This is a genomic window from Streptomyces sp. NPDC059850 (assembly GCF_042731515.1).
In the GTDB taxonomy this organism is placed as follows: Bacteria; Actinomycetota; Actinomycetes; order Streptomycetales; family Streptomycetaceae; genus Streptomyces.
In genome coordinates, this window is record NZ_JBHWJI010000060.1 from 1 (window position 1) to 24441 (window position 24441).

The window sequence follows — 24441 nt, forward strand, 5'->3', positions numbered from 1 at the left end:
GGGGTGCAGGGGGCGGAGCCCCCGCCGGGGTCCGGGGCGGAGCCCCGGGGTCGGGTAGGGGCGGGGTGGGGAACACGACCCCCCGGCGTCACCAGCCGTGGAGCGCGCCCCCGTCCACCGGCAGCATCAGCCCGGTCAGATACGAGGCGGCGGGGGACAGCAGAAACGCGGCGGCCTTGCCGAACTCCTCAGGAGCGCCGTACCGCCGCAACGGAATCAGCGCGGCGTTCCGCTCCCGCGCCGCATCGGCGTCCCCGGACAGCCCGTCCAGCTCCCGCACCCGATCGGTGTCAATACGGGCCGGAAGGAGCCCCACGACTCGAACGCCCCGCGGCCCCAGCTCCAGCGAGAGATTCTTGGCGAAACCCGCGAGCCCCGGCCGCAACCCGTTGGAGACGGTGAGCCCGGGCACGGGCTCATGCACGGAGCCGGAGAGGACGAAGCCGATCACACCGCCGGGGGTGAGTTCGGCGGCAGCGGCGCGAGCCAGCCGCACGGCACCGAGGAAGACCGAGTCGAAGGCGGTCTGCCACTGGGCGTCGGTGATGTCGGCGGTGGGCCCGGCGGGCGGCCCGCCGACGCTGATGAGGATGCCGTCGAAGCGCCCGAACCGCTCACGGGCGGTGGCGATGAGGCGTTCGGCGGCGTCGGGGTCGGCATTGTCGGCGGCGACGCCGACAACATCCGGCCCCAGACCGGCGGCGGCCGCGGCCGCCGTCTCGGCGTCGCGGCCAGTGATGACGGCCTTGGCGCCGTCGGCGACCAGCTCAGCGGCGGCGGCGCGGCCCAGCCCCCGGGTGGCTCCGGTGACGATGTACACGCGGTCTTTCAGTCCAAGATCCATGGGTTCAGTCTGCCTGGGCCGCATCCGAAAGCGTGAGGGCGGTCCCCACCAACCCGATGTGGCTGAAAGCCTGCGGGAAGTTGCCGAGCAGCCGGTCGGCGACAGGGTCGTACTCCTCGGCGAGGAGCCCGACGTCGTTGCGCAGGGACAGCAGCCGGTCGAACAAGGCGGCAGCCTCCCCACGACGCCCGGTGAGATGAAGCGCATCGGCGAGCCAGAACGAACAGGCCAGGAAGGCCCCTTCGGAGCCGGGGAGCCCATCGGCGGTCTCGTCGGTGGAGTAGCGGCGGATCACCCCGTCGTGGCTCAGCTCCCGCCGCACCGCGTCGATGGTGCCGGCGACGCGCGGATCGTCGGGCGGCAGGAAGCCGACGCGGGGGATGAGCAGGGTGGCGGCGTCGAGCGCGGTGGACCCGTAGGACTGGGTGAAGGTGTTGCGGGAGGCGTCGTAGCCCTTCTCGCAGACCTCGCGGTGGACCGCCTCCCGCATGGCCCGCCACCGGTCGGCGTCGCCGTCCAGCTCGGGGTGGGCCTCGGTGGTGCGGACGGCGCGGTCGGCGGCGACCCAGGCCATGACCTTGGAGTGGACGAAGTGACGGCGCGGCCCGCGCACCTCCCACAGGCCCTCGTCGGGGTCCTGCCAGGCGGATTCGAGGAAGTCCATGAGGGCGCTCTGGATCTTCCAGGCGTGCGGCTGCGGCGCCATGCCGTGGGTGCGGGCGAGGTGGAAGGTGTCGAGGACTTCGCCGTAGACGTCGAGCTGGCGCTGGCCCACGGCGTCGTTGCCGACGCGGACGGGGACGGAGTGGCCGTACCCCTCCAGCCAGGGCAGCTCCTGCTCGGGGAGGCGCCGCTCGCCGCCGAGCCCGTACATGATCTGGAGTTCGGCGGGGTCCCCGGCGATCGCGCGGAGCAGCCAGTCGCGCCAGTGGGCGGCCTCTTCGCGGTATCCGGCGGAGAGGAGGGCGTTCAGGGTGAGCGTGGAGTCCCGCAGCCAGCAGTAGCGGTAGTCCCAGTTGCGCACCCCGCCGAGCTGTTCCGGCAGCGAGGTGGTGGGGGCGGCGACGATGCCGCCGGTGGGCGCGTACGTGAGCGCCTTGAGGGTGATGAGGGAGCGTACGACGGCGTCCCGGTAGGGGCCCTGGTAGCGGCAGCGGGAGGCCCAGGCGCGCCAGTCGTCCAGGCTGGAGCGCAGGGCCTCGTACGGGTCCACGAGGCGCGGCCGGGGCTCGTGGGAGGGGTGCCAGGTGAGGACGAAGGCGACCCGCTCCCCGGCGGAGACGGTGAACTCGGAGCGGGTGCTGAAGTCCTGGCCGTACGTCCGCACCTCGGGTTCGGAGCGCAGCCATACGGAGTCGGGCCCGGCGACGGCGATGCGGTGGCCGTCGGTGCGCCGCATCCAGGGGATGACGTGCCCGTAGTCGAAGCGCAGCCGCAGGACGCCCGCCATCTCGACGCTGCCGGAGACGCCCTCGACGATGCGGATGAGGTCGGGCGCGCGGTCGCGCTGCGGCATGAAGTCGATGACTTTCGCGGTGCCGGAGCCGGTCTCCCAGACGGTCTCCAGGACGAGCGAGTCGTCCAGGTAGGCGCGGCGGGTGCAGGCACCGGCGCCCTTGGGGGCGAGCCGCCAGTGGCCGTTGTCCTCGTCGCCGAGGAGGGCGGCGAAGCAGGCGGCGGAGTCGAAGCGGGGCAGGCACAGCCAGTCGACCGAGCCCTCGCGGCTGACCAGGGCCGCCGTCTGGTGGTCCCCGATGAGCGCGTAGTCGTCGATGTCCTGTGGCACGTCGGAGCATCTTCCCGGGGAGCGGGAAGGCTACTCCGCATTGGCGGCCGCGGGGGCCTTCCGGGGCTCCTGCTCGGCGCTCTCGGCCGTCTCGGAGGCGGCCTTGGCGGCTTCGGCCGCCCGGTCGCGCCGCTCCCGGCGGGCCAGGACGAACCAGCCGACGGGCACCCCGGCGGTGAACAGCCACCACTGGACGGCGTACGCCATATGCGGGCCGATGTCGTCGTGCTCCGGCTCCGGCACCGGGTCGGGCTGCTTGCCGCCCTTGGGGGACCACGACGTCAGCTCGATGTAGCCGCCCTGGAGGGGCCGCCCGAGCGCCTTGGCCTGCTGCTCGCTGTTGATCAGCATGACCTGGCGCGGCGGCAGCCCCGACTTGTCCTTGATGCCGCTGCCCGAGCTGGTCTCGTCGGCCTTGAGGCGGCCGGTGACGGTGACCTTGCCCCGGGGGGCGGCCGGGATCTCGGGGAACTTGGTGAGGTCGGCCCCGGCGGGGATCCAGCCTCGGTTGACGAGGACGGCCCGCTTGCCCTCGATCAGCGGGGTGAGGACGAAGTAGCCGATGCTCTGCTCGTCGGAGCCGGTGCGCTGGCGGACGACGACCTCATGGGCCGTGTCGTACGTCCCGGTGGCGGTCACCGTGCGGAAGGTGTCGTCGCGGGGGACGGTCCGGCCGGGGGCGGTGAGCTGGTCGACCGGCACGGCGGGGGCGCCGAGGTTGTTCCCGATCAGCTGGTTCTGCGCGACCTTGGCCTCGTGGCGGTGCAGCTGCCAGAAGCCCAGCCTGATCATGGTGGGGATCAGCGCGAGCCCGATCAGGGTGAGGATCACCCACTGTCGGGTCAACAGGAAGCGGTACACGTCCTTGACAGTACTCGGCGTGGATTGTCCCCCGGCCATGGGGGGCACCGGACGACAATCCACGCATCCGGCCCGGGCTCATACGTGGCTCATACGTGGTCGACGATGCCCTCCTTCCCCTCCGCGCGGGAGCAGTGGGCGCCGCAGTAGTAGTGGCCGTCCACCTCCACGCCCTGGCCGATGATCTGGCACCGGCAGTGCTCGCAGATGGGCGCCATGCGGTGGATGGCGCAGGAGAAGCAGTCGAAGACGTGCACCTGCCCTTGGGCGTGCACCTCGAACGTCATGGTGTAGTCGTTTCCGCAGACCTCACAGCGTGCCATGCGCCACAGCGTGCGGGCCGAGGCGGTGCCGGGCGCGCGGCGCGGCGGGCGCGCCGCGCGTATTTCACCTGATTGTCGGCTCGGCCGGAGGCTCGGCGGGGGTGACGTCCAGGAGGAGCTGGGTGAAGGCGGCCTCGTCGACGATGGGCGTGCCGAAGGAGCGGGCCTTGGCGGTCTTGGAGGTGGCCGCCTCAGGATCGTTGGTGACCAGCAGGCTGGTGAGCCGGGACACGCTGGTCGCCACGTGCAGCCCGGCCTCGACGGCCCGGTCTTCCAGCAGCTCCCGGTCGACCGAGGTGTCCCCGGAGAACGCCACCCGCATGCCCTGGGTCAGCAGCCCGCCCGGCTGGTAGCGCCCCGGGTTGGGGTAGGGGCAGGCGGGGCGCTTACGGCTGGGGCGCCAGCTCTGCTGCCGGTACGAGCGCTGCGGGCCGACCGAACGGGACGGCGGGTCCGACCATTCGGTGAGCGGCTGACAGGCCAGCAGGGGCAGCCGCAGCCCGGCCTCGGCGGCCCGCCGCAGGCTCGGCCGGAACGTCTCGGCGAGCACGCGCGCGTCGTCCAGCGCGTGGTGGGCCCGCTCCTGGACGACCCCGTAGTGCGCGGCCAGGGTCTCCAGCTTGTGGTTGGCCAGCGGCAGCCCCAGCTCCTTGGAGAGGGCGATGGTGCACAGCCGCTGACGCACCGGTGCCTCGGTCTTCGAGCGGGCGTACTCGCGGGCGATCATCGACCAGTCGAAGGCGGCGTTGTGCGCGACCAGGACGCGCCCGGCGAGGCGCTCTGCGAACGCGGCGGCGATGTCCGGGAAGAGCGGCGCGTCCTTCAGCGTCTCCCGGGTGAGGCCGTGGATCCATACGGGTCCCGGATCGCGCTGCGGGTTGACCAGCGTGTACCAGCGGTCCTGCACGTCGCCCCGGGCGTCGAGCTGGTAGACCGCCGCGGACACGATCCGGTCGTCGCGGGCGAGACCGGTGGTCTCGACGTCGACCACCGCGTACCCCTGCGGATAGGCCTCCGGCCACGAGGGTGTTGACGCGGTTCGCGGTGCGGCAGCCGTGGGGTCTTCGAGCATGGTCCATGAGGATACGGGCCCGCTCGGACGCCACGGACCGCCGGGTACGTGCCGTCAGCGTTCCGATCGCGGCTCGTTGTTGACAACACGTCTAGCATACTTGTTGGTAACTACCTCTGGCGGTGGGGTGAAAGCGGTTCTATGTTGCCGGTATGCCGCATTTGCCCAACGCCGTGCTGTGGTCGATACCCGCTTTCGTGCTGCTCACCGTCGTGGAGATGGTGAGTTACCGCCTGCGCCCCGATGAGGACGCCGAGGGATACGCGGCCAAGGACGCCGCGACCAGCGTCACCATGGGGCTCGGCAGCCTCGTCTTCGACCTGGTGTGGAAGATCCCGATCGTGGCGGTCTACACCGCCGTGTACGAACTCACCCCGCTGCGCGTCCCGGTGGAGTGGTGGACGCTGCCGCTGATGCTGCTCGCGCAGGACTTCTTCTACTACTGGTCGCACCGTGGGCACCATGTGATCCGCATCCTGTGGGCCTGTCATGTGGTGCACCACTCCAGCCGCAAGTTCAACTTCACCACCGCGCTGCGACAGCCGTGGACGACCTGGACGGTGTGGCCGTTCTACGTACCGATGATCGCGCTCGGTGTGCATCCGGCGGCGGTCGCGTTCTGCTCGTCGCTGAACCTCGTCTACCAGTTCTGGATCCACACCGAGCGGATCGGCACCCTGCCGCGCCCTATCGAGTTCGTCTTCAACACCCCGTCGCACCACCGGGTCCACCACGCCTCCCAAGGGGGCTATCTGGACCGCAACTTCGGCGGGATCCTCATCGTCTGGGACCGGCTCTTCCGGTCGTTCGTCCCCGAGACGGAAGCCCCGGTCTTCGGGCTCACCAAGAACATCGACACCTACAACCCGCTGCGCGTGGCCACCCATGAGTACGCGGCCATCGCCCGGGACATCGCGGCCGCCCGCGACTGGCGCGAGCGCGCCGGGCGGGTCTTCGGCGGCCCGGGCTGGGCGCCCGCGCCACCGCCCGACGCTCCCGATGCGCCTGGCGCCCCCGGCGCGCCTCCCGCGCCGGAGCGGGCGCCGGAGCGCGCCGTATGAGCGCGCCGCGCGCCCTGCCCCGATGCTTCACGGTGCTCTTCGCGCTGCTCGTGGCCGTGCATCTGGGCGCGCTGCTCGCGGACGCCACCACGCTCGTCCAGCTGACGAAGCCCGCCCTGATGCCGGTCCTCGCCGCGTACGCGGCCCTGCGCGGCGCGCCCCGCCCGCTGGTCGCCGCCCTGCTGTGCGGCTGCGGCGGCGACGTACTGCTCCAACTCGGCGGTGAGACCGCCTTCCTGGCCGGAATGGGCTGCTTCGCGGCCGGACACCTCTGCTACCTCACCCTGTTCGCACGGTCCGGGCGGCGCCGTACGGTGCCCTGGGTGGCGTACGGCTACGGGGCGGTGTGGCTCGGCAGCACGGCCGCGCTGTGGTCCGGGCTCGACGCCGGGCTGCGCGTGCCGGTCGCCGCGTACAGCCTGCTGCTGACGGCCATGGCGCTGGGCGCGCTGCGGACGGGGGTGCGGGCCGGGCTCGGCGGGGCGCTGTTCCTGCTGTCCGACGGCCTGATCGCGGCCGGTCTCGCGGACTGGCCGCAGCTCCCCGTACCCCAGTTCTGGATCATGGCCACCTATATCGCCGCCCAGTACCTGCTGACCACCGGACTGCTGCGCCAGACCGCCCGCGAAGCGCCGCTCAGGCCGCTTCCGGCAGCCGCCTGAGCCGGACGATCCGGGCCGGGTCGGAGGGCAGGTCGTGGCTCAGGTCCCAGCCCCGCGCCCGCGCCGTCTCGACGACGTAACCCGCGCCCACGGCGCGGTAGTCGCGCACCGGGACGTCGTACGGGCCGGGCGGCGGCGGCTTCCCGGCCTCCCGGGCGGCCAGCTGCTTGTCGGTCAGCCCGGCGACCTTCCCGTCCGCCCGCGCCCGGTAGTGGTCCGTGTCGCCCTCGTGCCGCAGTTCCGGCCAGGTCACGCACCAGGCGGGCCACAGCTCCAGCGCCCGGCGGGAGCGGTCGATCCCCTTCCCGAACCCCTTCTCGAACCCGGGGACCAGGGCGAAGATATCGGCCACCAGGGCGAACGCCAGGAGGACCACGAAGAGCACCGCCAGCAGCAGCCACCACAGCGGCAGGATCAGCACGCTCAAGGCGAACCGGAGCCACAGCGTGGCAGGCGGCCGTGGCGGCAGCGGACCCCAGGAGTCGTCGTGGTGCACGGCGGCGGATCCTCTCGGGGCTTCCCGGGAACACGTGACGGGCCGCCGGGCGGAAGCGCTGCCCGGCGGCCCGTACATCCTGTCAGCGGGTTACTTCTTGACCGCGTCCAGGGCGTCCACGATTCCGGCCCCGTAGAAGCCGTTGTAGTTCTTGCCGCCCTCGCACACCGCGTCGATCTTGCCGTCGCCGTCGAGGTCGTACGACGTCGGGCAGGCGGTGTCGTCGGCCTCGCCCTTCAGGAGGGCCTTCACCATGGCGGCGGAGGCCCGCGGGTGGGTGCTCTTGATGAGCGCCGCGACGCCCGCCGCGTGCGGGGACGCCATCGAGGTGCCCGCCATGTAGCCGTACTTGCCGCCCGGCAGGGTGTTGTAGATCCGGCCGTCCTGGGCCGGGGGCGCGGGCTTCTGGTAGACCGTGCTGTCGCCGCCGGGGGCCGCGACGTCGATGATCCCGAGCCCGTGGTTGGAGAACGAGGACTTCAGCCCCTTGGCGCCGGTCGAGGCGGTGGTGACGACGCCCGGCAGCTGGGTCGGGATGTCCAGGCAGGTGCTGGGGTCCACGACCCGCTCGACGGGGGTGGTGTCGTTCGGGCTGGAGGTGTCGGTGATCGAGTCGGAGGTCAGGTCATAGTTCTCGTTGCCCGCCGCCGCGACGTTGACCACGCCCTTGCGCTCGGCGTACGACGAGGCCCGGCGCACCGCCTCGACCAGGGCCTTCTGGTCCGGGTCACCGGTGCAGTTGAAGTACCACGGGTCGGTGTAATAGCTGTTGTTGGTGACGTCGACACCGCGCTCGGCAGCCCACATGAAGCCGCAGACGACGGCCTCGGTGTAGAACCACCCGGCGGTCGTGGACACCTTGATGCCGGACACCTTGACGCCCGGGGCGACCCCGGTGACGCCGATGCCGTTCTTCGCGGCGGCGATCTCACCCGCGACATGCGTACCGTGCGGGCTCTCCTCCGCGCTCGGCCGCCAGGACCCCTCGGTGGTGTCCGCCTTGCCGGACACACAGTTGGCCGAGGCCTTGCGGTCGAAGTTGGGCGCGAGGTCGGGGTGGGTGTCGTCCACGCCGGTGTCGATGACCGCGACCGTCACCTTGCGGCTGCCGAGGGTCTTCTCATGGGCCTTGTCCGCCTTGATGGCGGGCAGGTCCCACTGCAGCGGCTCCAGCGGGTCCTGACCGGCCTTGGCGCTGGCCGCGACCGCCTTGCGCTCCTTCTCGCTGAGCAGCTTCGGGGTGCCGATGTCGCCGGTGGACTGGGCGGGCAGCGGCGCGGTGCGGGTGGCACCGGCGGAGGCGACGCCACGGACCGTACGGAGCGTCTTGGCGAAGTCCGGGTTGGCCGAGTGGGCCACGATGACGCCGATCCGGTCGTACGAGATGACCACCGTGCCACCGGCCCGCTTGATGGCCTTCTCGATCCGCGAGCTGTCGCGGTGGCCCGGGCGGACGTTGACGACGTAGCTGAGCGACGGGCCGTCGGCGGTCGCGGCCCGGGCGGCGGGAGCCGGGCTGTCCTGCCCGGTGGCGCCCGCCGAGGTCGGCAGGAACGCCAGCGCGCCGGTGAGCGCCAGGGCGGCGGGTATGGCGACGGCTCGCGGCGTCAGCCCCCGCGATCCGGAAGACTTCATTCGCACAGTGGAACTCGTCCCGGGTCTGGGAGCATCCGATCTCAGCTGAGCCATGGGGTCTCCACCTCATCCGTAGCGACCGCCGCAGCGCGGATGCGCGTGGGCGGGTACATGACGAGCGAAGCTATCGCTGATCATCACCGAGTATCAATACATTCCGGAAGAAAACCCGCCACAGCGCCCGGATCCAAACGCATCAGCGAATCTCTCTCCGTCTTTCAACCACCAGACCCTGTCGCAGACTTCGCTACCGCCTTTACGATGCGTGATCCGGATCACCGTCGCACCGCCGTACGTCCCGTCGGACCCACTCACCAGGAGAGACCGTGGATACCGCACCGGCCAGCGATCGTCCCGACGATCAGCGGCAGCACCAACGCCCCCCGTACGACGAGGTGCAGGCGAGCCCCGAGTTCGGCGAACTGCGCTCCGCGCACCGCTCGTTCGCCTTCCCGCTGACCATAGCGTTCGTCAGCTGGTACCTGCTCTATGTCCTGCTGTCCAACTACGCGGGCGGCTTCATGGGCACCAAGGTCGTCGGCAACATCAACGTCGCGCTGGTGTTCGGCCTCGCCCAGTTCCTGACCACCTTCCTGATCGCCTGGTGGTACTCCCGGCACGCCGCCGCCAAGCTCGATCCGCGCGCGGAGGCCATCAAGGCCCGTCTGGGGGACAGTTCATGAGCACGTACCTGCTCGCGGCCGAGAGCGCTTCGGACAACCGGCCGCTGATCATCACGCTCTTCTCGGTCTTCGTCGTGGCGACCCTGGCCATCACCGTCTGGGCGGGCCGCCAGACCAAGGACGCCAACGACTTCTACGCCGGTGGCAGACAGTTCTCCGGCTTCCAGAACGGGCTCGCGATCTCCGGCGACTACATGTCCGCCGCGTCCTTCCTCGGCATCGCCGGGGCCATCGCGCTCTCCGGGTACGACGGCTTCCTGTACTCCATCGGCTTCCTCGTCGCCTGGCTGGTCGCCCTGCTCCTGGTCGCAGAACCGCTGCGCAACTCCGGCCGCTACACGATGGGCGACGTGCTCGCCTACCGGATGCGCCAGCGCCCGGTGCGCACCGCCGCGGGCGTCTCCACCATCGTCGTGTCGATCTTCTACCTGCTGGCCCAGATGGCGGGCGCGGGCGTCCTCGTCTCGCTGCTGCTGGGCATCACCAGCGAGGCCGGGAAGATCCTCATCGTGGTGCTGGTCGGCGTGGTGATGATGCTCTACGTCACCATCGGCGGCATGAAGGGCACCACCTGGGTGCAGATGGTCAAGGCCGTCCTGCTCATCGCGGGCACGCTGCTGATCACCTTCCTGGTGCTGCTCAAGTTCGACTTCAACGTCTCGGCGCTGCTGGGCGAGGCCGCCAAGAACAGCGGCATGGGCAGCTCGTTCCTGGAGCCGGGCCTCAAGTACGGCATCAACGCCACCTCCAAGCTCGACTTCCTCTCCCTCGGCATCGCGCTGGTACTCGGCACCGCCGGACTGCCGCACATCCTCATCCGCTTCTACACGGTGCCCACCGCCCAGGCCGCCCGTAAGTCGGTCAACTGGGCGATCGGCATCATCGGCGGCTTCTACCTGATGACGATCGCGCTCGGCTTCGGCGCGGCGGCCCTGCTGGACCGGGACACGATCATCAAGTCCAACAAGTCCGGCAACACCGCGGCGCCCCTGCTCGCCGAGGAGATCGGCGGCGGCGCGTCCTCCACTGGCGGCGCGATCCTGCTCGCGGTGATCTCCGCGGTGGCGTTCGCGACCATCCTCGCCGTCGTCGCCGGGCTCACCCTCGCGTCCTCGTCGTCCTTCGCCCACGACCTGTACGCCAACGTGATCCGCAAGGGCCAGGCGACGCAGAAGGAGGAGATCCGGGCCGCCCGCTGGGCCACCGTCGGCATCGGCTCCGTCGCCGTCGTCCTCGGGGTCTTCGCCCGCGATCTCAACGTGGCCGGACTCGTCGCCCTCGCCTTCGCGGTCGCCGCCTCCGCCAACCTGCCGACCATCTTGTACAGCCTGTTCTGGAAGCGTTTCACGACCCAGGGCGCCCTCTGGTCGATCTACGGCGGACTCATCTCCTCCGTCTTCCTGGTGCTCTTCTCGCCCGTCGTCTCCGGCAAGCCGACCTCGATGTTCCCGGACGTCGACTTCCACTGGTTCCCGCTGGAGAACCCCGGCCTGATCTCCATCCCGCTGGGCTTCCTGCTCGGCTGGCTGGGCACCCTCGTCTCCAAGGAGGAGCCGGACAAGGCCAAATACGCCGAACTGGAGGTCCGCTCCCTCACCGGACACGGCGCCCACTGACCCAGGGGGTGTCTTGCCGGTCATGCCGGGCTCCCGACGCCTGGCACGGCACCTCGCGGCCCCGCGCTCGTCGCACGCAGCGCCGCTGCGCTCTCCTCACGCGGGTTGCGAGGCACCGCACCAGACGCCGCTCGCTGATCCGGCCTGACCGACAAGACACCCCCTACCCCACCCCCGGCGGCCCCTCGATGTCACCGCTTTCACGTACGCTGCGGGACAATTGACCTCAGCGCACGCAAGCGAACCGTGAGGGGCCGCCGACATGCTGATCGACACCTATGGTCGGACCGCCACCGACCTGCGTGTCTCCCTGACCGACAGGTGCAACCTGCGGTGTACCTACTGCATGCCGGAAGAGGGGCTTCAATGGCTTGCCAAGCCTGATCTGCTCACCGACGACGAGATCGTCCGGCTGATCCGGATCGCCGTCACCGAGCTGGGCGTCACCGAGGTCCGCTTCACCGGCGGTGAGCCGCTGCTGCGCCCCGGCCTCGTCTCCATCGTCGAGCGCTGCGCCGCGCTCACCCCGCGCCCCGAGATGTCCCTGACCACCAACGGCATCGGCCTGGAGCGCACCGCCGTGGCCCTGCGCGACGCCGGTCTCGACCGGGTCAACGTCTCGCTGGACACCCTGCGCCCCGACGTCTTCCAGACCATGACCCGGCGCAAGCGCCACGGCGATGTGCTGCGCGGCCTCGCCGCCGCGCACGACGCCGGGCTCACCCCGGTCAAGGTCAACGCCGTGCTGATGCCAGGACTCAACGACGACGAGGCCCCCGATCTGCTCGCCTGGGCCGTGGACAACGCCTATGAGCTGCGCTTCATCGAGCAGATGCCGCTCGACGCCCAGCACGGCTGGCAGCGCGAGGGCATGATCACCGCCGGGGACATCCTGGAGAGCCTGCGCACCCGCTTCACCCTCACCGCCGAGGGCGACGACGAGCGCGGCTCCGCCCCCGCCGAGCGCTGGCTGGTCGACGGCGGCCCGGCCCGGGTCGGCGTCATCGCCTCCGTCACCCGCCCCTTCTGCCGCGCCTGCGACCGCACCCGGCTCACCGCCGACGGACAGGTGCGGACCTGCCTGTTCGCGCGCGAGGAGTCCGATCTGCGGGGCGCGCTGCGCTCCGGCGCACCGGACGAGGAGATCGCCCGGCTGTGGCGGGTGGCGATGTGGGGGAAGAAGGCGGGATCCGGGCTGGACGACCCGTCGTTCCTGCAGCCGGACCGCCCGATGTCAGCGATCGGTGGCTGACCATTCCTCCAGGGTCACGACGTCCTTGAGGAAACCGCGCATGCCCAGGAACTTCGACAGGTGCTCGCGGTGCTCCTCGCACGCCAGCCAGGTCTTCCGCCGCTCCGGGGTGTGCAGCTTGGGGTTGTTCCAGGCCAGCACCCAGACGGCGTCGGCGCGGCAGCCCTTGGCGGAGCAGATCGGGGTGTCGGTCTCGGTCTCGGAGGCGGCGTTGAGGATGTTCACACCGCAGATGCTACGGACACCGTCGTCTCTGCAGAAAGCGGTGGGGACATGACGGCCGCGGACATGTGACTTGCGGACATGACGACGCCGGGCAGCCACGGGGGGAGCCGCCCGGCGTCGGTCTGTCGCTCCGACGGGGGATGCGGAGCGCGTACGAAGTATGTCACGAGGGATAGGGCGAGGTGCACCGGAACAGCATGATTGATCTGAGCTTTTCCTGAGCTTGCGGCAACGCGGCAGGTCAGCCGGGCCCGCCGCGTCCATCCTCGCTGGTATGTGCGGCATCTTCCGGACCGGGTTCCGACGCCGCCGAATCCTCGTCCCGACCGGGACCGAGCATCGGCCGCAAGGGAGTCGGGATGTAGGTCGTGGGAAGCGAAGTGACGTTCTCCCGGCCCGCGTTCGCGATCACGACCGCGACGTACGGCAGGAGCACCCCCAGCACCAGGGCGACGATGGCCACATGGCGCTCGACGTTCCACAGTACGGCCGCGAGCACGACCGCCACCGTCCGCACCGACATCGAGATCACATAGCGCCGCTGCCGTCCGCGCACATCATCGGCCAGCCCCTGGCGGGCCCCGGTGATCCGGAAGACCTCGGCCTCGCTGTGCTTCCGCATCACGTTCCACCACCTGGTCCCCGAGCAGGTATCCCCCGCTCCGATACGTACTCAACGTTACGCCGCGCCCCCGCACGGTTCGAGGCCGGGGCACCCCGACGGGTGGCGAAGCCGGTACGGCAGGGCGCGTACGGGACGCTTCGACATGCGCCGTAGCGAAAACGGTCGAACACTGGGAGGAAACGCGTGTCCCCCGCCGCGTCAGGAGGCGACATGAACTGGCTGTGGGCGATCGTCGTAGGAATCATTCTCGGTGTGATCGCCAGAGCGATCCTGCCGGGCAAGCAAGACATTCCGCTCTGGCTGACCTGCATTTACGGCATCCTCGGGGCCCTCGTCGGCAACGCGGTGGCCGGGTGGATCGGGGTCAGGCACACCGGCGGGTTCGACTGGATCCGGCATCTGCTGCAGCTGGCCGGGGCCATCGTGATCGTCGCCCTCGGCACCCCGCTGTGGCAGACGATCCGCCACGGCGGCAGGAGAGAGCGGGCCTGAGCCGCGGCGGTCGGCGCGCATGGTGGAAGCGCACCGGCCGCCGCTCCGGCCTCACCGGCCGATCGCCCGGGTCACACGCCCTGGAGCTGGGCGATCTTCCGTCCGGCCTTGAGGTAGACCCCGCCGGAGGGCGCGGTGAGCCCGGCGTCCGCCAGCACCTCCGCGACCACCTCGGCCAGCGGCCGCACCGCCTGGGCCTCGGCGAGGACGATGGCCTTCTGGCCGTCCTCGGCCTCGACGACCAGCCGCAGACCGTTCTGCTTGGCGACCCGGCGGGCCGCCGACGCGCTCGGCTGGAACTCCAGGACCTTGCTCAGCACGGTCGCGATGGTCTCGCCGCCGTGCTCCGCGGCGTCGACCACCGGCAGCGTCCCGACGTCGGTGAAGCTCTTCTTGGAGAACTGCGCGATGAAGCCCGCACGCGCCGCCATCGCCGCCTCGACGCCGTACAGCGCCGCCACGACCTCGCCCGCCAGCACCTTCTTGAGGTCCATCGGGTGTAGCGACTTGGTCTCCAACCGGGTGGTCGCGGCCGCGATCTCCGCGTCCGTCCACTCCGTCCACGCCTCCAGGTACGGCTTCATCAGCCGGTCCGGGATCGACATGATCTTGCCGAAGACATCCTCGGAGGTCGCGCTGAGCGCCACGTAGTTGCCCTTGGACTTGGACATCTTCGCGCCCGTGCCGTCCGTGCCCTCGATCAGCGGCATGGTGACGACCAGCTGCGGCTGCTGGCCGCGCAGCTCCATCAGCTTGCGGCCCATCTGCAGATTGAGCAGCTGATCGGCGCCGCCCAGCTCCACGTCGCTCTCCAGCGCCACCGAGTCCAGGCCCTGCGCGATCGGGTACAGCAGCTCTGACATGGTCAGCCCGGACCCCGCCGCCAGCCGGTTGCGGAAGTCCTCGCGCTGCAGCAGCTGCGACACCGGCACCTGGGCGAGCAGCCCCAGCAGCTCCGGGAAGGTGTACGGCGCCAGCCACTCGCTGTTCTGCCGGAAGTTGACCTTCTCGAAGTCGAAGAACGGCTTGACCTGCCGCTGGTAGCCCGCGAGGTTCCGGGCGATGTCGTCGTCGGTGAGCGGCGGACGCTCCGCCGTACGCCCCGACGGGTCGCCGATCTTGGCCGTGAAGTCGCCGATCAGCAGGGTGACGTCGTGCCCCATCCGCTGGAAGCGGTTGAGGACGATCATCGGCACGGTGTGGCCGAGGTGCACATCGGCGGCCGTCGGGTCGATGCCCAGCTTGATCGCGAGGCCCTTGCCCGCGGCCCGCCGCTCCTCGATCCGCTCGGCCAGCTCCTTGACCCCCGGCAGGACCTCGACCGTACGGGAGGCGATCAGCTCGGCCTGCTCCTGGGCCGACAGATCGCTCAGATCGAGGGAGCGCCGGGCTGACGTCTCGGCGAGCAGTTGCTCGACGGTCTTGTCGGAGGAGAGGTCCTGGTCGAGCAGCTCGCGGGCGCGGGCGACGGATGCGCCGAGGCGTGTCATGGGGTTCCTGGTGAGAGTGGGGAGCGGACGGATGGGCGGGGACCAGTCTATTCGCCGGTCTCCCGCCGCCGGACGCAATATCGTCCGGCCTGACTCACACCCTGTGAGAGCGGCCGCACTCACACCCCCTTGCTGACCGAACTCATGTTGAAGTCCGGGACGCGCAGCGCGGGCATCGCGGCACGGGTGAAGTAGTCGCCCCACTCGCGCGGCAGGGTCGGCTCGGTGCGCCCCGCCTCGGTGGCGCGGGACAGCAGGCTCACCGGCGACTCGTTGAAGCGGAAGTTGTTCACCTCGCCGACGACCTCGCCGCCCTCCACCAGATACACGCCGTCCCGGGTGAGCCCGGTCAGCAGCAGGGTGGCCGGGTCGACCTCGCGGATGTACCAGAGGCAGGTCAGCAGCAGGCCCCGCTCGGTCGAGGCGACCATCTCCTCCAGTGAGCGGGTGCCGCCCGCGTCCAGGATCAGGTTGTCGATCCCCGGGGCCAGCGGCAGCCCGGTCAGCTCCGCCGAGTGCCGGGTGGTGACCAGGTGCTTCAGCACTCCGTCCCGGATCCAGTCGGTCGCGGGCAGCGGCAGCCCGTTGTCGAACACCGACGCGTCGTCCCCGGAGGAGTGCGCGATCACGAACGGCGCCGCCTCAAGACCCGGCGCGTGCGGGTCGCTGCGCAGTGTCAGCGGCAGTTCGGACAGGGTGTCGCCGACCCGGGTGCCGCCGCCCGGCTTGCTGAAGACCGTACGGCCCTCCGCCGCGTCCCGGGCTGAGGCGGACCACAGCTGGTAGATCAGCAGGTCGGCGACGGCGGTCGGGGGCAGCAGCGTCTCGTAGCGGCCCGCCGGAAGCTCGACCTTCCGCTCGGCCCAGCGCAGCCGCTGGGCCAGCTCGGCGTCGATCGCGGCCGGGTCGACGTCCCGGAAGTCGCGGGTCGTCCGCCCGGCCCAGGCCGAGCGCGTCATGTCCGGCGACTTGGCGTTCAGCTCCAGCGTGCCGCTCGGCTGGTCATGGCGCAGCCGCAGCCCGCTGGAGGTGCCCAGATAGCTGGAGATCACCTCATGGCTGGCGAACCCGTACAGCTCCCGGCCGCCCGCGCGGGCGGCGGCGAACGCCTCGCCGAGCGCCGGGGCGAACGCCGCGAACACTTCGGATGAGGTCTCGGCGGGGGAGTCGGTGAAGCCGGGGGAGACGTTCGTATCGCCGACCAGCGGCTGGGCGTCCTCGGCCGGTCCCGCGTCCCGCGCGGCCGCCTCGGCGGCCCGTACCAGCGGCTCCAGCTCCCCGGCGGTCACGGCCGACCGGGACACCACCCCGGAGGCGGTGCCCTCCGCGCCGTCCACGGTGGCCACCACGGTCAGGGTGCGGCCGCGGGTGACGCCGTTGGTGGTCAGCGCGTTGCCCGCCCAGCGCAGATTGGCGGTCGACGTCTCGTTCGCGATCACCACACAGCCGTCCGCGCGGGACAGCTCCAGGGTGCGCTCCACGATCTCGTGCGGCTTCACGCTCATGCTCCCGCCTCCTGGGTGGTGTTGAGGATGCTGACGCCGCGGAAGAGCGCGGACGGGCAGCCGTGCGATACGGACGCGACCTGGCCGGGCTGGGCCTTGCCGCAGTTGAAGGCGCCGCCCAGGACGTACGTCTGCGGGCCGCCGACGGCCGACATCGAGCCCCAGAAGTCGGTGGTGCTCGCCTGGTAGGCGAAGTCCCGCACCTGCCCGGCGAGGACCCCGTTCCGAATCCGGTACGCTCGCTGCGCCGTGAACTGGAAGTTGTAGCGCTGCATATCGATCGACCATGAGCGATCGCCGACCAGATAGAGCCCGTTCTCGACGTCCCCGATCAGCGCCTCCGTCGAAGGCCCCTCGGGGTCGGACCGCAACGACACATTGGCCATCCGCTGCACCGGCACATGGCCCGGCGAATCGGCGTAAGCGCACCCGTTCGAGCGGCCGAGACCGGTCAGCCGGGCGATCCTGCGGTCCAGCTGATACCCCACCAGCCTGCCGTCCTTGACGAGGTCCCAGGACTGCGCGGCCACGCCCTCGTCGTCGTACCCGATGGTGGCCAGCCCGTGCTCGGCGGTCCGGTCACCGGTGACGTTCATGATCTCCGAGCCGTAGCGCAGGCTGCCCAGCTGGTCGAAGGTCGCGAACGACGTCCCCGCGTACGCCGCCTCGTACCCCAGCGCGCGGTCCAACTCGGTCGCATGCCCGATCGACTCATGGATCGTCAGCCAGAGGTTGGACGGATCGATCACCAGGTCGTACGCGCCCGCCTCGACCGGCGGCGCCGCCATCTTCTCCGCCAGCAGGACGGGCAGCTCGGCCAGCTCCGCGTCCCAGTCCCAGCCGTTGGTGCCGGTTTCGGTGAGGTACTCCCAGCCCCGCCCGACCGGCGGGGCCAGGGTCCGCATCGAGTCGAACTCCCCGCTCACCGGGTCCACCGCCACCGCGGTCAGCTGCGGATGCAGCCGCACCCGCTGCTGGGTGGTCGTGGTGCCCGCCGTATCCGCGTAGAACTTGTTCTCATGGACGGTCAGCAGCGACGCGTCCGCGTGCGCCACCCCGTCCGCCGCCAGCAGCCGCCCGCTCCACTCGGCCAGCAGCCCGGTCTTGTCCGCGTCCGGCACGCCGAACGGATCGATCTCGTAGGACGACACCCACGTCTTCTCGGCATGCACCGGCTCCGCGGCCAGCTCCACCCGCTCATCGGACCCCGCCGCCTCGATCACCTTGGCCGACAGCTTCGCCATCGCCACCGCCTGCGAGGCCACCCGCGCCGCCGCGTCCATCGACAAGTCGACCCCGGACGCGAACCCCCAACTGCCCCCGTGCACCACCCGCACCGCGTACCCGAGGTCCGTGATGTCGGACGACCCCGCGACCCGCGCGTCCCGCAGCCGCCACGAGGCGCTCCGCACCCGCTCGAACCGGAAGTCCGCATGCTCGGCCCCCAACGCCCGGGCCCGCGCGAGCGCCGCGTCGGCGAGCGCGTGCAGCGGCAGCGCGAGGAAGGACGGATCGATCTCGTGCACCACGGCGACCCCTTCGTCGGTCTCGTCGGTGAGTATCCGTGGGAAGTGAATCACGCCGCTACGACACCGGGGGCGTCCCCCGCATGACCCACCGGCGCGCGCCCGGCGAGCCGTCAGGCGGACCGGGGCCAGTCGCCCATGCCCTGGTGGTCGCGCGCCGTCTCTTCCAGCGTCCGCATCCCGAGGTCGATGAGCGGGCTCTGACGGCTGCCCCGGCGCAGGCAGGTGAGGATCCGCCGCGTCGGCATGTTCTCGCTCGCCACCGGAACCCGCACCACCGCCTGGCCCGCCGGGCCCTCGGCCAGTCGCGGGATCAGCGAGACGCCCAGCCCGTTCCCGACCAGCGACCAGACGGCAGGCCACTGCGTGGCGGCGTGCACGATCCGCGGCGAGAACCCGGCCGCCGCGCACAGCACCCGCACCCGCTGGGCGTGGTCGCAGGTGCCCGGGTGGGCGACGATCCAGTCCTCGGCCGCCGCGTCCTCCAGGCGTACCGAACCCGCCCGCGCCAGCGGGTGGTCGGCGGGCACCAGCAGGAGATACGGCTCCTCCAGCAGGGGGCTCTGCTCGACCCGCGCGTCATCCGGCTGCGGCCCGCCCTCGATGGGCTCCACGACCGCGATATCCACCTCGCCCGCCACCAGCAGATCCATGCTCTCCACGGTGTCGCACTCGTGCACCCGCACCAGGAGGTCGGGATGGCTGCGCCGCAGCCGCCCGGCCGCGGGGGCGACCAGGCCGCTGATCGCGGTGGTGAAGCCCGCGATGCGCAGCGGCCCGGTCATGCCCGCCCGGTAGGACTCCAGCTCCGCCTGCGCCTCCTCCCACCGGGCCAGCAGCGCGTCGGCGTGACCGATGAGCAGCAGCGCGGCCGGAGTCAGCCGCACGCCGCGACCCTGCGGCTCCAGGAGCGGAACCCTCAGCTCGCGCGCGAGTTCGCGCATGTGGTGGGAGACCGCCGACGGGGTGAGGTGCAGGGCCTCGGCGGCCGCGGTGACCGTGCCCTGCTGGTGCACCATGCGGAGCATGTGAAGCCGACGCAGGTCAATCATGCAACTATCTTGCACACACCACCCGCAAAACGTGCAATGGACCGCAACGGTCGTCCGGGCTCATCCTGCTGTTATGCGCACCAACACGCACACCATCGTTTCCCGGCACACCACCAGCGAGGGCGTCGTCGTCTGGACCCGCTGCGGCTGCGGGCGGCTGCAGATGGCCCTGATCCCGTACGGCGCCCGAGGCAAGGCGCTCGCCGCGGGCGGACACGACCGCCAGTGCCCCCGCTGCGGCCGCTAGCCCCGAGATGACTCTCCGTTCCCCTCGCTTCACAGCCCTCTGCTCCCTCATCGCCCTGATACTGCTGACCCTCAACTTGCGGGCGGCCATCACCGGCGTCCCCCCGGTCCTGGGCGAACTCCAGGACCGGTTCGGGCTCACCGGCGTCGAGGCGGGCGTCCTCGCCACGCTGCCGGAGCTGTGCCTGGGCATCTTCTCCGCCGTCACCCCCGCACTCGCCCGCCGCATCGGCACCGAGGCGGCGATCACCGCGGCGCTCCTGGTGATCACCACCGGCCTGCTGCTGCGCGTGGTCCCCGCCCAGGCGGCGCTGTTCACCGGCACCGTGCTGGCCGGAGCCGGGATAGCCACCGGCAACGTGCTGGTGCCCGCGGTCATCAAGCGCGCGTTCCCCCACCGCGTGGGCCCCCTCACCGGCCTGGCGATGATGCTGATGTCGGTCAGCGGCGCCGCCGCGGCGGGCCTCGCCGTCCCCCTCGGCGACCTGGGCGGCTGGCGGCTCGCCCTGGCCGCCTGGGCGGCCCCGTCCCTGATCGCGGCCCTGGCGTGGTGTCCCCTCGCCCTCCACGGACGAAAGCGGCCCCCCGAACCTCCGCCCGCCCACGCGGAGCAGGTCTCCCTGCTGCGCTCGCCCCTCGCGTGGTCCATCACAGTCTTCATGGGCATGACGTCGCTGATGTTCTACACGCTGACGGCGTGGCTTCCCCAGATCATGCGCGACCACGGGTTCTCGCCCGCCACCGCCGGGATGATGAACGCGGTCGTCATCATCATCGGCATCCCCCTCGGCTTCCTCGTCCCGGTGGTCGCCGCCCGCCTGCGCGACCAACGCCCGCTCGTCCTCGGGGTCGTCACCCTGATGGCGATCGGCCTCGTCGGCCTGCTCCTGGCTCCGCAGGCCGGATGGGTCTGGGTCGCGATCTTCGGCGTCGCCACCGGCAGCGCGTTCCCGATCGCCCTCACCCTCCTCAACCTGCGCTCACCCACCGCCGCGATCACGGCCCGCCTCTCGGGCATGGCCCAGTCCGGCGGCTACCTCCTCGCCGCGACCGGCCCATTGACCTTCGGCGTACTGCACAGCGCGACCGGCGGCTGGAAGCCGTCGATAGCCCTGCTGCTCCTGCTGGTAATCCCCGAGCTGCTGTGCGGCCTCGCAGCCGCCCGCCCCGGCCTCGTAACGCCGAGCCCCCCGAGCCCGGAGGGCCACCCGGAGCACCCCACCGAACCAGCGGACACCCCCGCCCGGCCCACCGAAGCGGACCGTTCGCGCTGACCCCGGGCGCGCCTGACGGCCACATCCCGGGCGGGCAGGCTGCCGCACTGGGTGCTGCCTGCAGGGATGAACCAGTGCATGTCGACGGCACCGGCTTGCCCGCCGAGCAGCCGCAGGGCGCTCGCACCGATGCCGAACAGGGCGCGGCCATACCTCGACTAACACCACGTTGGTTCCGCTTGGTGGCGCCCACGATCTGAGAGCGCTTCCCCGCCCGCGCGGACCACGGCCCGTCTCCGGGCCACGCTCTCGGTCGCGGCGGACCACCCCCGCCTGCGCGGGGAACACTGGATGAGGACGCCGTGCACGGGTCCGAAGGTCGGACCACCCCCGCCTGCGCGGGGACTACGGACAGGGCCTCTTCGCAGGCGTCGCGGGCCACGGACCACCCCCGCCTGCGCGGGGACCACTTCGACGTAGTCCCGATCGTCAAGAACGTGCCCGGACCACCCCCGCCTGCGCGGGGACCACTTCTCCACGACGCCGCCCACGTGCTGAACTGGCGGACCACCCCCGCCTGCGCGGGGACCACCGGTCGTCGGCCGGGCGGCGCTTCTTCCCGGACGGACCACCCCCGCCTGCGCGGGGACCACGTCGGGGGTGAGTATCGGAGGCTGGCCAGAGCCGGACCACCCCCGCCTGCGCGGGGACCACCCGTTGAAGGCGTGGAGCTTGCCGTCCTCGGCCGGACCACCCCCGCCTGCGCGGGGACCACTGCGCGCTCGCCGTCATCGTCACCACCAGCGGCGGACCACCCCCGCCTGCGCGGGGACCACGACTTCAGTGAGTCCGGCTTCGACGTCGAGTGCGGACCACCCCCGCCTGCGCGGGGACCACGTCTGGCCGTGCTCGGTGATCGCGTCCTGGTACGGACCACCCCCGCCTGCGCGGGGACCACTGCCTCCCCGAAGGCCACGCGGACCGAGACCTCGGACCACCCCCGCCTGCGCGGGGACCACTATCCGGGGGCTCTTTGGTGGCAATCGGCAGCGGACCACCCCCGCCTGCGCGGGGACCACGGGTTGTATGCCAGATCGACCACATAGCACCACGGACCACCCCCGCCTGCGCGGGGACCACTACGACCCGCAGATGGGCGCCATCACCGACCTCGGACCACCCCCGCCTGCGCGGGGACCACGAAACCGGCTGGAGACGCTGCTGAAAACGGACCGGACCACCCCCGCCTGCGCGGGGACCACCCCTCCTGGGGCTGGGCCTTCGCCCAGTGCGGCGGACCACCCCCGCCTGCGCGGGGACCACAGTTGTTCATGACTGCCCCTCTGGGTCAGTAACGGACCACCCCCGCCTGCGCGGGGACCACCGCAGCAGCGGTGCGGGCTTCGTCCCGCTCAGCGGACCACCCCCGCCTGCGCGGGGACCACCACACGGGGTCGATGAGGGTGAGGTAGGTGGACGGACCACCCCCGCCTGCGCGGGGGACCACCCTTCGCCACCTGCGGACTCAGAAGCCCTTTGCAACTTCTTGACCAAGTGGCTTCATCTCCCGCTCATGATGGCAGACGCACCTCCCTGCGCGAGGGGCGCCAGCCAACTGTTGTCGCCATGGCGGCACGAGGCAGCGTGTCCGTGGGGCCCGGGCAACGGTGAGTGCTCGTGGCGGCACGGTCCGGGTGGTGGGCAGTTATTGCGTACCTTCGGCGTGGTGGGCGCGGCGCGCCTGTTGGTAGGTGTGCACCAGGGATTGACCGGTTGCGCATCCGTCGTCCGCGGCGCGGCAGTCGGGGCAGCCTGCGGCGTGGTCGAGGGCCGCGCGCCAAGTCTCGCCGATGTCCGTGGTGGTGTTCGCGAGAGTCATGGGGTGCGCCTGACGGCGGTGTCCCGGGTGGGCAGCGTGCTGTGGTCGAACGGGTCGCGTTGGCGGGGGAAGCTGTCGGCGCACGTGCCGGGGCAGGCATAGACGGTGCCGCCACCCCCGCTCGCGCCGTGCCCGATCGCGACGACGACCGGGGCACTGGTCGGCTTGTCGCAGCGGGCGCAGACCTGGGACGTCATCGAGCCGTCGCCTCCATTGCGGGTTGGGCTGCGATCGCCCGGATGAGGGCTTCGCGCAGTCGGTACGGGTCAGTGAGATACCGGTCGGGGCCCACTGGGATGCGCCAGTGGAGACGGGGCCCGGTGGTGTGGGCGGCCGGGGGCACACCGACGTAGGTGACGGTGGTGCCATCCGCGCCGAGGGCGTTGACGTTGCTCGGCAGGCGTCGCCAGCACTGGGAGCTGCCCGCAGGGATGAGCCAGTACATGAGGCCGTAGTCGGCGATGGCGGCACCGGTCGCCGCGCCGAGCAGCCGCAGGGCGCTCTCACCGACGTCGAAGGGGGCCCGAACGACATCCCAGTGCGGACCTACCTCGACTAACACCACGTCGGTTCCGCTCGGTGGCGCCCACGATCGGGGGGTGTTCCCCGGCGGGAACCCGTCTGCGTTGGACATGGCTATCGCCGTCCCATCTGCCTGGTCGGTATGGGCAGGTAGATGGTTCTCGGCCGCGAGAGCCAAAAGTGACCCAGTGAGGGTCAGTCAGGTCACTCGCCCGCGTGACACCATTCGGCGAAACTGCTGAGGCTTTCGGCGTCAGCGCGCCGCAGCCGACGCAACGTCCTCACGCACCCACGGGTGGTCGCGGGTGTGCTGCGGCGAGATCCGGCGCGCGGCCTTCAGCGATTCGAACGCGTCGCGCGGGAGTCCGGACCATAGTTGGGCACGTGCCTTCTCGATGAAGAACCCGCTCCGGCGCTCGGCAGGCAGATCACAGGGCGGGGCCCAGCCACCCACGGCATCGAGCGCTCGGCGCACATGGTCATCACCGAGGCTGACAGCGACGGACACCTCGTGAATGCGGACACTGACCGGCCCGAACGCCGTGCCCTGATAGACGCTCTCCGGCACGGCGTCCCCCAGGCGCCGGGCCTCCGCGAGGTGCCGACCCGCTGCCTGGGGCAGACCGGCGCGTCCTGCGATCACGGCCGCCCGCATGTGCAGGGCGCCCCGCGCGGCGACGGTCGTGTCATCACGGCCGACAGGTGTGCTGTCCGCGGCGGCCTCGAGCGCACGCAGCCCGGCGACGTACGCACGAGCAGCGAAGAAGACCTCGGTGTGGACGTAAGCGACAGCCGCGTCCAGCAGTGGGTCCTCCGCATGCGGCGCTGCCCACCGCATCAGCTCCACCAAGCGGGCGGACAGGTCCCGGGCACCGTATTTGTACGCCACGGCGTCGGCGGTCCGCAGCGCGGAGACCAGAAGATTCGCAGTCGCGGCAGTCTCCTCGGGCCTCGCCAGGTGGAAGCCGCGAAGCAACTCACCGACGAGGGACGGTACGTGGCGAGCGATGCGGACGTACTGGGCGGCCAGGCGCCAGGTCACCGCCTCGTCCACCGATGCGCGCAACTCGGCCAGAGGCCGGACCGGTCCGTCGTCCGGTGCGTCGTACGCGGCGATGGCGGCCGACAACGTCGGCATGGCGGCGTGCACCCGGGCGTCCGCCCGGTCCCGGCTGCCCAACAGGAGGGCGGGATCGACGCCGAGAGCAGCGGCGAGGGCCTCGACCACGTCGTCGCTCGCGCCCCTGGCGCCACGCTCGATCTTCCGCAGCGTCCCGACGTGCACTCCGGCGGCGTCCGCCAGCTCCTGCTGTGTCATACGCGCGATGCGGCGCTGATAGGCCACGCGCCGGGCAAGCTCGGTGGGCATGTTCG

The 24441-nt window shown here is 71.3% G+C and carries 25 protein-coding genes and 1 CRISPR repeat array; of the genes, 8 read left to right on the forward strand and 17 right to left on the reverse strand.

What is annotated here, in order from left to right; translation table 11 throughout:
• Positions 1-88: 88 nt before the first annotated feature.
• The 5 genes from ACFV9T_RS34770 to ACFV9T_RS34790 form a co-directional block, all read right to left on the reverse strand.
• Positions 89-844 carry an SDR family oxidoreductase gene (locus tag ACFV9T_RS34770; protein ID WP_385446505.1) on the reverse strand — a complete coding sequence of 252 codons (756 nt, stop codon included), beginning with the start codon at positions 842-844 and terminating at the stop codon, positions 89-91.
• Between the two features lie 4 nt (positions 845-848).
• Entirely contained in the window at positions 849-2630 is a 1782-nt protein-coding gene (locus tag ACFV9T_RS34775) for a glycoside hydrolase family 15 protein (protein WP_385446506.1), read from the reverse strand.
• A 30-nt stretch (positions 2631-2660) separates the two neighbouring features.
• Positions 2661-3491, reverse strand: a complete 831-nt coding sequence (locus ACFV9T_RS34780) for an SURF1 family protein (RefSeq protein ID WP_385446507.1) — start codon at positions 3489-3491, stop codon at positions 2661-2663.
• 89 nt (positions 3492-3580) lie between these two features.
• Complete coding sequence (locus tag ACFV9T_RS34785; RefSeq protein WP_385446508.1) at positions 3581-3814, reverse strand: hypothetical protein; 234 nt, start codon at positions 3812-3814, stop codon at positions 3581-3583.
• 64 nt (positions 3815-3878) lie between these two features.
• Complete coding sequence (locus tag ACFV9T_RS34790) at positions 3879-4886, reverse strand: DEDDh family exonuclease (RefSeq protein WP_385446509.1); 1008 nt, start codon at positions 4884-4886, stop codon at positions 3879-3881.
• A gap of 152 nt (positions 4887-5038) precedes the next feature.
• On the opposite strand from ACFV9T_RS34790, the gene ACFV9T_RS34795 reads away from it, so the two are divergent.
• Positions 5039-5947: a sterol desaturase family protein gene (locus ACFV9T_RS34795; RefSeq protein WP_385446510.1), complete on the forward strand. Its 909-nt coding sequence runs from the start codon at positions 5039-5041 to the stop codon at positions 5945-5947.
• Positions 5944-6609, forward strand: coding sequence for a lysoplasmalogenase (locus ACFV9T_RS34800; RefSeq protein WP_385446511.1), 666 nt, complete (start codon positions 5944-5946; stop codon positions 6607-6609). Before ACFV9T_RS34795 ends, ACFV9T_RS34800 begins: the two co-directional genes overlap by 4 nt.
• On the opposite strand, the gene ACFV9T_RS34805 is transcribed toward ACFV9T_RS34800, so the two are convergent.
• Both ACFV9T_RS34805 and ACFV9T_RS34810 read right to left on the reverse strand, forming a co-directional pair.
• A complete protein-coding gene (locus ACFV9T_RS34805; RefSeq protein ID WP_385446512.1) occupies positions 6584-7105 on the reverse strand; it encodes a hypothetical protein in 522 nt (173 codons plus the stop codon). The two genes, ACFV9T_RS34800 and ACFV9T_RS34805, sit on opposite strands and share 26 nt — an antisense overlap.
• Positions 7106-7195: 90 nt before the next feature.
• Positions 7196-8740, reverse strand: coding sequence for a S8 family serine peptidase (locus tag ACFV9T_RS34810; protein ID WP_385446513.1), 1545 nt, complete (start codon positions 8738-8740; stop codon positions 7196-7198).
• A 326-nt stretch (positions 8741-9066) separates the two neighbouring features.
• On the opposite strand from ACFV9T_RS34810, the gene ACFV9T_RS34815 reads away from it, so the two are divergent.
• The 3 genes from ACFV9T_RS34815 to moaA all read left to right on the forward strand — a co-directional run bounded on the left by ACFV9T_RS34815 (position 9067) and on the right by moaA (position 12291).
• Positions 9067-9423 carry a DUF485 domain-containing protein gene (locus ACFV9T_RS34815; protein WP_385446514.1) on the forward strand — a complete coding sequence of 119 codons (357 nt, stop codon included), beginning with the start codon at positions 9067-9069 and terminating at the stop codon, positions 9421-9423.
• Entirely contained in the window at positions 9420-11039 is a 1620-nt protein-coding gene (locus ACFV9T_RS34820) for a cation acetate symporter (protein ID WP_385446515.1), read from the forward strand. Before ACFV9T_RS34815 ends, ACFV9T_RS34820 begins: the two co-directional genes overlap by 4 nt.
• Positions 11040-11301: 262 nt before the next feature.
• On the forward strand, positions 11302-12291 hold the full coding sequence (moaA, locus tag ACFV9T_RS34825; protein ID WP_385446516.1) for a GTP 3',8-cyclase MoaA: 990 nt from the start codon (positions 11302-11304) through the stop codon (positions 12289-12291).
• Here the strand turns inward: moaA and ACFV9T_RS34830 are convergent.
• Together ACFV9T_RS34830 and ACFV9T_RS34835 are read right to left on the reverse strand one after the other, a co-directional pair.
• On the reverse strand, positions 12274-12516 hold the full coding sequence (locus ACFV9T_RS34830) for a hypothetical protein (protein ID WP_385446517.1): 243 nt from the start codon (positions 12514-12516) through the stop codon (positions 12274-12276). The two genes, moaA and ACFV9T_RS34830, sit on opposite strands and share 18 nt — an antisense overlap.
• A 241-nt stretch (positions 12517-12757) precedes the next feature.
• Positions 12758-13138 (reverse strand): DUF3099 domain-containing protein, encoded by a 381-nt coding sequence (locus ACFV9T_RS34835; protein ID WP_385446518.1) that lies wholly within the window; start codon positions 13136-13138, stop codon positions 12758-12760.
• Positions 13139-13351: 213 nt separating this feature from the next.
• On the opposite strand from ACFV9T_RS34835, the gene ACFV9T_RS34840 reads away from it, so the two are divergent.
• Positions 13352-13633, forward strand: a complete 282-nt coding sequence (locus ACFV9T_RS34840; RefSeq protein WP_385446519.1) for a GlsB/YeaQ/YmgE family stress response membrane protein — start codon at positions 13352-13354, stop codon at positions 13631-13633.
• A 71-nt stretch (positions 13634-13704) separates the two neighbouring features.
• Here the strand turns inward: ACFV9T_RS34840 and tyrS are convergent, their stop codons facing one another.
• From tyrS to ACFV9T_RS34860, 4 genes are all read right to left on the reverse strand, one after another.
• The gene (gene tyrS / locus ACFV9T_RS34845; protein WP_385446520.1) at positions 13705-15123 is read right to left on the reverse strand and encodes a tyrosine--tRNA ligase; all 1419 of its coding nucleotides are present in this window, start codon (positions 15121-15123) and stop codon (positions 13705-13707) included.
• A 119-nt stretch (positions 15124-15242) separates the two neighbouring features.
• A complete protein-coding gene (locus ACFV9T_RS34850) occupies positions 15243-16628 on the reverse strand; it encodes a metallopeptidase TldD-related protein (RefSeq protein ID WP_385446521.1) in 1386 nt (461 codons plus the stop codon).
• On the reverse strand, positions 16625-18157 hold the full coding sequence (locus ACFV9T_RS34855; protein ID WP_385446560.1) for a TldD/PmbA family protein: 1533 nt from the start codon (positions 18155-18157) through the stop codon (positions 16625-16627). The genes ACFV9T_RS34850 and ACFV9T_RS34855 overlap by 4 nt, the downstream gene beginning before the upstream one ends.
• Before the next feature lie 110 nt (positions 18158-18267).
• Complete coding sequence (locus ACFV9T_RS34860; protein WP_385446522.1) at positions 18268-19206, reverse strand: LysR family transcriptional regulator; 939 nt, start codon at positions 19204-19206, stop codon at positions 18268-18270.
• 73 nt (positions 19207-19279) lie between these two features.
• Here ACFV9T_RS34860 and ACFV9T_RS34865 point away from each other — a divergent pair, with 73 nt between their 5' ends.
• Positions 19280-19453: a hypothetical protein gene (locus tag ACFV9T_RS34865; protein WP_385446523.1), complete on the forward strand. Its 174-nt coding sequence runs from the start codon at positions 19280-19282 to the stop codon at positions 19451-19453.
• 7 nt (positions 19454-19460) lie between these two features.
• On the forward strand, positions 19461-20726 hold the full coding sequence (locus ACFV9T_RS34870) for a CynX/NimT family MFS transporter (RefSeq protein WP_385446524.1): 1266 nt from the start codon (positions 19461-19463) through the stop codon (positions 20724-20726).
• 259 nt (positions 20727-20985) lie between these two features.
• Positions 20986-22172: direct repeats of the CRISPR family, unit length 29 nt; unit sequence CGGACCACCCCCGCCTGCGCGGGGACCAC.
• Positions 22173-22371: 199 nt separating this feature from the next.
• On the opposite strand, the gene ACFV9T_RS34875 is transcribed toward ACFV9T_RS34870, so the two are convergent.
• The 4 genes from ACFV9T_RS34875 to ACFV9T_RS34890 form a co-directional block, all read right to left on the reverse strand.
• Positions 22372-22545, reverse strand: a complete 174-nt coding sequence (locus ACFV9T_RS34875; protein ID WP_385446525.1) for a hypothetical protein — start codon at positions 22543-22545, stop codon at positions 22372-22374.
• The gene (locus ACFV9T_RS34880) at positions 22542-22742 is read right to left on the reverse strand and encodes a hypothetical protein (RefSeq protein ID WP_385446526.1); all 201 of its coding nucleotides are present in this window, start codon (positions 22740-22742) and stop codon (positions 22542-22544) included. Before ACFV9T_RS34880 ends, ACFV9T_RS34875 begins: the two co-directional genes overlap by 4 nt.
• Positions 22739-23107 (reverse strand): hypothetical protein, encoded by a 369-nt coding sequence (locus ACFV9T_RS34885; RefSeq protein ID WP_385446527.1) that lies wholly within the window; start codon positions 23105-23107, stop codon positions 22739-22741. Before ACFV9T_RS34885 ends, ACFV9T_RS34880 begins: the two co-directional genes overlap by 4 nt.
• A gap of 213 nt (positions 23108-23320) precedes the next feature.
• Positions 23321-24436 (reverse strand): helix-turn-helix domain-containing protein, encoded by a 1116-nt coding sequence (locus tag ACFV9T_RS34890; RefSeq protein ID WP_385446528.1) that lies wholly within the window; start codon positions 24434-24436, stop codon positions 23321-23323.
• Positions 24437-24441 lie beyond the last annotated feature (5 nt).

Coding starts and splice junctions, on each gene's coding strand:
- ACFV9T_RS34770 (WP_385446505.1), bottom strand. CDS start 844: ATGGATCTTGGACTGAAAGACCGCGTGTACATCGTCACCGGAGCCACC.
- ACFV9T_RS34785 (WP_385446508.1), bottom strand. CDS start 3,814: ATGGCACGCTGTGAGGTCTGCGGAAACGACTACACCATGACGTTCGAG.
- ACFV9T_RS34790 (WP_385446509.1), bottom strand. CDS start 4,886: ATGCTCGAAGACCCCACGGCTGCCGCACCGCGAACCGCGTCAACACCC.
- ACFV9T_RS34795 (WP_385446510.1), top strand. CDS start 5,039: ATGCCGCATTTGCCCAACGCCGTGCTGTGGTCGATACCCGCTTTCGTG.
- ACFV9T_RS34800 (WP_385446511.1), top strand. CDS start 5,944: ATGAGCGCGCCGCGCGCCCTGCCCCGATGCTTCACGGTGCTCTTCGCG.
- ACFV9T_RS34810 (WP_385446513.1), bottom strand. CDS start 8,740: ATGAAGTCTTCCGGATCGCGGGGGCTGACGCCGCGAGCCGTCGCCATA.
- ACFV9T_RS34820 (WP_385446515.1), top strand. CDS start 9,420: ATGAGCACGTACCTGCTCGCGGCCGAGAGCGCTTCGGACAACCGGCCG.
- moaA (WP_385446516.1), top strand. CDS start 11,302: ATGCTGATCGACACCTATGGTCGGACCGCCACCGACCTGCGTGTCTCC.
- ACFV9T_RS34835 (WP_385446518.1), bottom strand. CDS start 13,138: ATGCGGAAGCACAGCGAGGCCGAGGTCTTCCGGATCACCGGGGCCCGC.
- ACFV9T_RS34840 (WP_385446519.1), top strand. CDS start 13,352: ATGAACTGGCTGTGGGCGATCGTCGTAGGAATCATTCTCGGTGTGATC.
- tyrS (WP_385446520.1), bottom strand. CDS start 15,123: ATGACACGCCTCGGCGCATCCGTCGCCCGCGCCCGCGAGCTGCTCGAC.
- ACFV9T_RS34850 (WP_385446521.1), bottom strand. CDS start 16,628: ATGAGCGTGAAGCCGCACGAGATCGTGGAGCGCACCCTGGAGCTGTCC.
- ACFV9T_RS34860 (WP_385446522.1), bottom strand. CDS start 19,206: ATGATTGACCTGCGTCGGCTTCACATGCTCCGCATGGTGCACCAGCAG.
- ACFV9T_RS34865 (WP_385446523.1), top strand. CDS start 19,280: ATGCGCACCAACACGCACACCATCGTTTCCCGGCACACCACCAGCGAG.
- ACFV9T_RS34870 (WP_385446524.1), top strand. CDS start 19,461: ATGACTCTCCGTTCCCCTCGCTTCACAGCCCTCTGCTCCCTCATCGCC.
- ACFV9T_RS34875 (WP_385446525.1), bottom strand. CDS start 22,545: ATGACTCTCGCGAACACCACCACGGACATCGGCGAGACTTGGCGCGCG.
- ACFV9T_RS34880 (WP_385446526.1), bottom strand. CDS start 22,742: ATGACGTCCCAGGTCTGCGCCCGCTGCGACAAGCCGACCAGTGCCCCG.
- ACFV9T_RS34890 (WP_385446528.1), bottom strand. CDS start 24,436: ATGCCCACCGAGCTTGCCCGGCGCGTGGCCTATCAGCGCCGCATCGCG.